At 71.8% G+C, this 7,831-nt stretch carries 1 protein-coding gene; it reads right to left on the reverse strand.

The window, feature by feature from the left end; all coding sequences use genetic code 11:
* Window positions 1–7,831, reverse strand: a 7,831-nt coding sequence (locus ABD329_RS47010) for an SDR family NAD(P)-dependent oxidoreductase (protein ID WP_344318156.1), incomplete at both ends; no start/stop codon positions are given.

Consider the following 7,831-nt stretch of genomic DNA (forward strand, 5'->3'; position numbering starts at 1 on the left):
CTCGTACAACCCACGCCCCATCCCCACCCGCTGACACCCCTGACCAGCGAACAACACCCCCAACCGACCACGCACCACCGAACCCGACACCACCCCCACAACCGACTCACCCCGCGCCACCGCGCCCAACCCCGCCAACGCCTCCTCCCGATCCCCCGCCACCACCACCGCACGATCCGACAACCCCGCCCGACCACAACCCAACGCAAGGGCGAACTCGCCAAGATCCTCGTCTGGACGCTGATCCAGGAAGGACAACAGCCGCTGCGCCTGAGCGCGCAGCGCGCCCTCGCCGCGCGCGGACACCGGGAGGAGGGCCAGTCCGCCCGGCTGCTGCGGTGTGGGCAGGGCGAGGTCAGGGACGTCCGAGGGCTGCTCCAGGATGACGTGGGCGTTGGTGCCGCTCACTCCGAACGCGGACACCCCGGCCCGGCGCGGGCGACCCACCTCCGGCCACGCCCGCCGCTCGGTCAGCAGCTCCACCGCACCCGCCGACCAATCCACCTGCCGCGAAGGCTCGTCCACATGCAAGGTCTTCGGCAACACCCCGTGCCGCAACGCCAACACCATCTTGATCACACCAGCCACACCCGCAGCCGCCTGCGCATGACCAATGTTCGACTTCAATGACCCCAACCACAACGGACGCCCCTCAGGCCGACCCTGCCCATACGTGGCCAACACCGCCTGCGCCTCGATCGGATCACCCAACGCCGTACCCGTCCCATGCGCCTCCACCGCATCCACATCGCCCGCCACCAGCCCCGCCCCCGCCAACGCCCGCCGGATCACCCGCTGCTGCGACGGACCATTCGGCGCCGTCAGACCGTTCGACGCACCGTCCTGATTCACCGCACTGCTCCGCACCACCGCCAACACCCGATGACCGTTACGCTCCGCGTCCGACAGCCGCTCCACCAGCAGCACGCCCGCGCCCTCTGCCCATCCCGTGCCGTCCGCCGAGGCCGCGAACGACTTGGATCGGCCGTCAGGGGCGAGCCCGCGCTGGCGGGAGAACTCCACGAAGGCGTCCGGCCCGGCCATCACCGTCACCCCACCGGCCAGCGCCATCGAGCACTCCCCCGACCGCAACGCCTGCCCCGCCAAATGCAACGCCACCAACGACGACGAACACGCCGTGTCCACCGTCACCGCAGGACCCTCGAACCCCAGCACATACGACACCCGGCCCGACAGCACACTGCCCGCGCCGCCGGTCATGAGGTAGCCCTCGGAACCGTCGGGGGCCGTGTCGAGACGGCTGGTGTAGTCGTAGTTGACCATTCCCGCGAAGACACCGACGTCCTGGCCACGGAGCGACACCGGGTCGATCCCGGCGCGCTCCAGCGCCTCCCATGATGTCTCCAGCAGCAGCCGCTGCTGCGGATCCATCGCCAACGCCTCACGCGGCGAAATCCCGAAGAACTCCGCGTCGAACTCGGCCGCGTCGTAGAGGAAGCCACCCCGCCGCGCGTAGCTGGTCCCCGCGTGGTCCGGGTCAGGGTCGAACAGGTTCTCCAGATCCCAGCCACGGTCCACCGGGAACTCCCCGATGCCCTCTGCCCCGGCCAGGACCATCTCCCACAAGTCCTCCGGCGAGGCCACGCCACCCGGCAACCGGCAGGCCATCCCCACGATCGCGATCGGCTCGGTGACATCGCCCGCCGACCACGCCGCTCCGGTCCGTCCGGTGTCCCGTCCGAGCAGCAGGGCGTTCAGGAACGACGCGAGGGCGGTCGGGGTCGGATGGTCGAAGGCGAGCGTGGTGGGCAGCTCGGCGCCGGTCAGGTCGCGCAGGCGGTTGCGGAGCCGAACCACGTTCAGGGAGTCGAAGCCGAGGTCCTGGAAGGCCCGTTCGCCATCGATCGCCGAGGCGTCGTCGTGCCCCAGCACGGCTGCCACGCTGCTGAGCACCAGGTCCAGAACCAGCCGGTGCCGCTCGGGTTCGGTGGCGCCCATCAGCCGCTCTGCGAAGCTCGTGACGTGGGCGTCCTGGGGCGCCACGGTCTCGGGCAGCGGGCGAGGACCCGGCTGGGCCACTGTGGCGGCGTCCGGTACGGGGGCGTCCGGCCAGTACCGACGGTGCTGGAAGGCGTACGTCGGCAAGTCGAGCCTGCGCCGCGAGGTTCCCGGGAGCAGCGCGGTCCAGTCGACCGGGGCACCACGGACGTGCAGCCGAGCGAGCGCGGCCACGGCGGCGACCGGATCGGAGTGTTCGCCGTGCAACGTGGGCACGAACATGGCCGGGTCGGCGCCGTCGCCCAGCGCTTCCTGCGCCATGGCGGTGAGGACACCATCGGGGCCGAGTTCGAGGAAGGTCGTGACGTCCTGGGCGTGGAGTGTGGTGACGCCGTCGAGGAAACGGACGGTCCTGCGCGCGTGCTCGGCCCAGTAGTCCGGCGAGCACAGCTGGCTGGCGGTGGCCAACTCGCCCGTGACGTTGGAGACGATAGGGACCGCCGGAGGCGCGTACGACAGCCCGGCGGCGATTGCGCGGAACTCGTCGAGCATGCCGTCCATGTGCGCGGAGTGGAAGGCATGGCTTACCCGCAGCCGCTTGGTCCGGTGTCCCCGCGCCGCACATATCCGCTCGACGGCCGCCACGGCGTCCTGGTCGCCGGAGACGACGACGGAGGCGGGCCCATTGACCGCGGCGATGTCCACGCCACCCGGTGCGTCGGCCAGCAGAGAGCGAGCCACCGACTCGGGAACGTTGAGCGCCACCATCGTGCCGCCGGGCAGGGCCTGCATCAGCCGCCCCCGCGCGGCCAGCAGCGCGGCCGCGTCCTCGAGGGACAGCACACCCGCCACATGGGCCGCGGTCAGCTCGCCCACGGAGTGACCGGCGAGGAAGTCCGGGCGCGCACCCCAGGACTCGTACAGCCTGAACAGCGCGGTCTCCAGCGCGAACAGTCCGGCCTGAGCGAACACCGTGCGGTCGAGCAGCTCCGCCTCGGGGGTCCCGGGCTGAGCGAACACGACCTCCCGGACGGGGTGTGCGACATGCCCCGCGTCGACCAGATGGCGGTCCAGTTGCGCGCAGGCCGCGTCGAAGGCATCGCGGAACACGGGATACCGTGCGTGCAGTTCCCGGCCCATCCCCGGGTGCTGGCTGCCCTGTCCGGTGAACAGCACCGCGAGCCCGCCGGAGCTCGGCACACCTCGCGCCACGGGGCCGTCGCTCGGCCCCGCGATGGCGTCCAGCCCGCTCAGCAACTCCGCACGCCCCGGGCCCACGACCACGGCCCGGTGGTCGAATGTGGCCCGTGTGCTGATCAGCGCGTGCGCGATGTCGCTCGGGGCGAGCTCCGGGTGGCTGCGGGCGAATTCCGCGAGGCGGGCCGCCTGGCCGTACAGCCCGTCGGCGCTCCTGGCAGAGATCACCCACGGTACGGCGGGGATCGCGTCCGGGTCCTCCGTGGCGGGCTCGACGGCGATCGTGGCGGGCTCGACGGCGATGGCCGGTGCCTGTTCCACGATCACATGGGCGTTGGTGCCGCTGACGCCGAACGCGGACACCCCGGCCCGGCGCGGACGCCCCACCTCCGGCCACGCGCGCCCCTCGGTCAGCAGCTCCACGGAGCCCGCCGACCAGTCCACCTCCGGGGTGGGGGCGTCGACATGCAGCGTCTGCGGCAGGACACCGTGCCGCATCGCCATGACCATCTTGATCACACCGGCCACACCCGCGGCGGCCTGGGCGTGGCCGATGTTGGACTTCACCGAGCCCAGCCACAGCGGCCGGTCACGGTCCTGGCCGTACGTGGCGAGGATGGCCTGCGCCTCGATGGGGTCGCCCAGTGCCGTACCCGTGCCGTGCGCCTCGACCACGTCCACCTCGGCGGCCGACACACCCGCGCCGGCCAGGGCCTGACGGATGACACGCTGCTGTGACGGGCCGTTCGGCGCCGTCAGCCCGTTGGACGCGCCGTCCTGGTTCACGGCGCTGCCCCGCACCACCGCCAGCACCTGGTGACCGTTACGCTCCGCGTCCGACAACCGCTCCACCAGCAGCACACCCACACCCTCGGCCCACCCCGTGCCATCGGCCGAGGCGGCGAATGGCTTGCACCGGCCGTCGACCGACAGTCCGCGCTGGCGGGAGAAGTCCACGAAGGCATCGGGTCCGGCCATCACCGTCACCCCACCGGCCAGCGCCATCGAGCACTCCCCCGCCCGCAGCGCCTGCGCGGCCAGATGCAGTGCCACCAACGACGACGAACACGCCGTGTCCACCGTCACCGCGGGTCCCTCCAGCCCCAGGGTGTAGGCCACGCGCCCGGACAGGACTGCCGCGGAGACCCCGGTGATCCGGTGCCCCTCGACCTCGTCCGGAACGTGGCGCAGGCGGATCGCGTAGTCCGAGGTGTTCATTCCGGTGAACACTCCGATGGCACTGCCGCCCAATGTGGTCGGCTCGATCCCGGCCCGCTCGAACACCTCCCATGAGGTCTCCAGCAGCAGCCGCTGCTGCGGATCCATCGCCAGCGCCTCACGCGGCGAGATCCCGAAGAACTCGGCGTCGAATCCGGCGGCGTCGGGCAGGAAGGCGCCGTGCCGGACGTAGGAGGTGCCGGGGTGGTCCGGGTCGCGGTCGTAGAGCGCGGACAGATCCCAGCCGCGGTCGTCCGGGAAGTCGCCGACGGCGTCACCGCCCTCGCTGATCAGCCGCCAGAAGTCCTCGGGGCTGTTCACCCCGCCCGGGAAGCGGCAGCTCATCGCCACGATGGCGATGCCCTCGTCCGGAGTCCTGCTCGCAGGTACCGGGGCGGCAGGGGCGCTCGGCGACCCCAGCAGTTCGGTGTGCAGATGCCGGGTGAGGGCCCGTGGGCTGGGGTGGTCGTAGAGCAGGGTCGAGGGCAGCCCGAGGCCGGTGGCGGCGTTGAGCCGGTTGCGCAGTTCCACGGACGTCAGTGAGTCGAACCCCAGCTCCCGGAAGGCCCGTTCGGCCGCGATACCGTCCGTCGATGGGTGTCCGAGCACCTGGGCGGCATGGTGTGCGACCAGGTCCAGCAGCGTCTGCTCCCGTTCGGCGGGGTCCGCTGACTCCAGCCGCCGTACGAGGTCGGTCCGCGACGCTGCCGTACGGCTCACGACCCGTCGGCCCGGTGGCACAAGTTTGTGCAGCAGGGCGAGGACCGGAGTGGTGGCCGCGCCGGCGCGCAGTCCCGCGAGGTCCAGCCGGGCCGCCACCAGCGCGGGCGTGGCACTGCGCAGACCGGCGTCGAACAGCGCCAGACCGGTCTCCTCCGACAGGGCGGTCATGCCGAAGCGCCGGGTGTGCTGCCGCAGGTCGGAGGCGGTGAGATGTGCCGTCATCTCGCTGCTGAGCGACCAGTGGCCCCAGGCGAGCGAGGTGGCCGGGAGCCCTTCCGCCCCGCGCCGCTGAGCGAGGGCGTCCAGGAAGGCGTTGGCCGCCGCGTAGTTGGCCTGTCCGGGGTTGCCGAAGACACCCGCGGCCGAGGAGAACATCACGAAGGCGGCGAGGTCCATGTCGCGCGTCAGCTCGTGCAGGATGAGGGCCGCGTCGGCCTTGGGACGGAGGACCGTGTCCAGCCGTTCGGGTGTCATGGCGGTGACCACGCCGTCGTCCAGGACGCCGGCGGTGTGCACGACCGCCGTGAGGGGCGCTTCGGCGGGGAGCGAGGCCAGCAGGTCCGCCACCGCGGTCCGGTCGGCGATGTCGCAGGCGACGGTGCGTACGGACGCGCCCAGCGCACCGAGTTCGGACTCCAGTTCCGCCACGCCTTCGGCCGCGCCGCCCCGGCGGCTGACCAGCAGGAGGTGGCGTACGCCGTGCTCGGCCGCGAGGTGCCGGGCGAGCAACCGGCCCAGTGCACCGGTGCCACCGGTGATGAGCACCGTGCCGGTCGGGTCCAGCGGTCGCGGTGGCTCTTCCTCGTTCGGCGTGGCGCGCACCAGCCTCGGTATGGACGCCACCCCGGCGGTGATGGCGATCTGCGGTTCGCCGGTGGCCAGGGCGGCGGGCAGCAGCGCGCCGGAGGCGTCGTCCTCGTCCGTCGCCACCAGGACCAGCCGGTCCGGGGCCTCGGACTGTGCCGAGCGCACTAGCCCCCAGACCGCCGCACAGACCGGGTCGGTGACCTCGCGGGTGACGATGACCAGCCGCGAGTCCCTCTCCGGCGCGGCCAGCCATGTCTGAACCCACTCCAGTGCCTGCGAGGTGAGCGCCCGGAGGCCGCGTGTGGTGTCCGTCAGGTCCACGCGTACGAAGGGCGGTAGGTCGCCGTGGTCGGCCAATGTTGTCATCCCGGCCGGGCTCGTCACCGTCACCATGGCCGGATCGGAGATGGGCGGGGCGGATGCGGCCGGGGGGACCGGGAGCGGGAACCACTCCACCTCGAACAGCGCGTCCCGCGGTTCCGTCCCGGCTGCCGACACCCATACGTCGTCCGGAAGCGGCCGCGACGTCACCGAGCCCACGGACCCGACCGCCCTCCCGGCGGAGTCCGCCAGCCGCACCGTCACGCCACCCTGGCCGTCCGGGCTGATGCGTGTGCGCAGTGCGGTCGCGCCGGTCGCGGCGAGTATTACCGCGCGGTAGGCGGCGGGCAGCGCCGATGTCTCGGCGTGCGTGGCCACATGGCATACGGCTTCCAGCAACGCGGGGTGCAGCCTGTAGCGCGCGGCTTCGGCCTGCTGGTCATCGGTCAGTTCCACCTCGGCGAACACGTCGGTGCCACGCGTCCACGCCGAGCGCAGCAGACGGAACGCCGGGCCGATGCCGCGTCCGGCCCGTGCCAGATCCTCGTACACCTGGTCCACATCGACGGGGGTGGCTCCGGGCGGCGGCCACGCCACGAGGTCGACATCGGGCGCGGTGGTGGCCTGGGCGAGCGTGCCCGTGACGTGTCGGGTCCAGTCCGTACTGAGCGACCCGTTGCCCTGTGGGCGGGAGTGGACGGTGAGGCGTCGTCGACCGGACTCATCCGCTCCACCGACGACCACCTGAAGCTGCACACTCATGCGCTGGGTCAGCACGAGTGGGGCTTCGATCAGCAGATCATCGACGGCGCCGCAGCCGACCTCGTCACCGGCGCGCACCGCCAGCTCCACAAAGGCGGATCCGGGGAGGACGGCCGTACCGGCCACCGTGTGGTCGGCCAGCCACGGGTGGGTGCTCAGCGACAACCGGGAGGTGAACAACACCCCGCCCGTGTCGGGCAGTTCCACCCAAGCGCCCAGCAGGGGATGCTGAGCACCGGCAAGGCCGACGGCAGTCACCTCACCGGCCCGGGGGCCGCTCTTCAGCCAGTAGTGCTGGTGTTGGAAGGCGTAGGTCGGCAGATCCAGCGCGGTGTTTGCGGGGATGTCGCCGACCAGGGCGGTCCAGTTCACGGGGACACCGCGTACGTACACCTCGGCCAGTGAGGTGAGCACGCGGCGCATGCCACCCTCATCCCGGCGCAGTGTCCCGGTCACGACGACCGGTCCGGCATCCGCCTGCTCTGCCGCCGCCTCGATGCTCATCGTCAGCACCGGATGCGCACTCACCTCCACGAACGCCCGGAAGTCCTCCTCCAGCAGCCGCTCGATGGACGGGGCGAACCGGACGGTGCTCCGCAGGTTGCGGTACCAGTACCCGGCGTCCAGCTCAGCCGTGTCCAGCCACTCCGCCTCCACCGTGGAGAAGAACGGAATACGAGAGGACACCGGCCGGACCCGCGACAACGACCGGGCCAACTCCTCCTCAACCGCCTCCACCTGCGCCGAATGCGAGGCATAGTCCACATCAACCCACCGCGCCCGCACCCCCACGCCCTCACACTCCGCCACCAGCTCCCGCAACACCTCCGGCTCACCAGCCACC

Source organism: Streptomyces javensis (genome assembly GCF_039525925.1).
Lineage (GTDB): Bacteria > Actinomycetota > Actinomycetes > Streptomycetales > Streptomycetaceae > Streptomyces > Streptomyces asiaticus.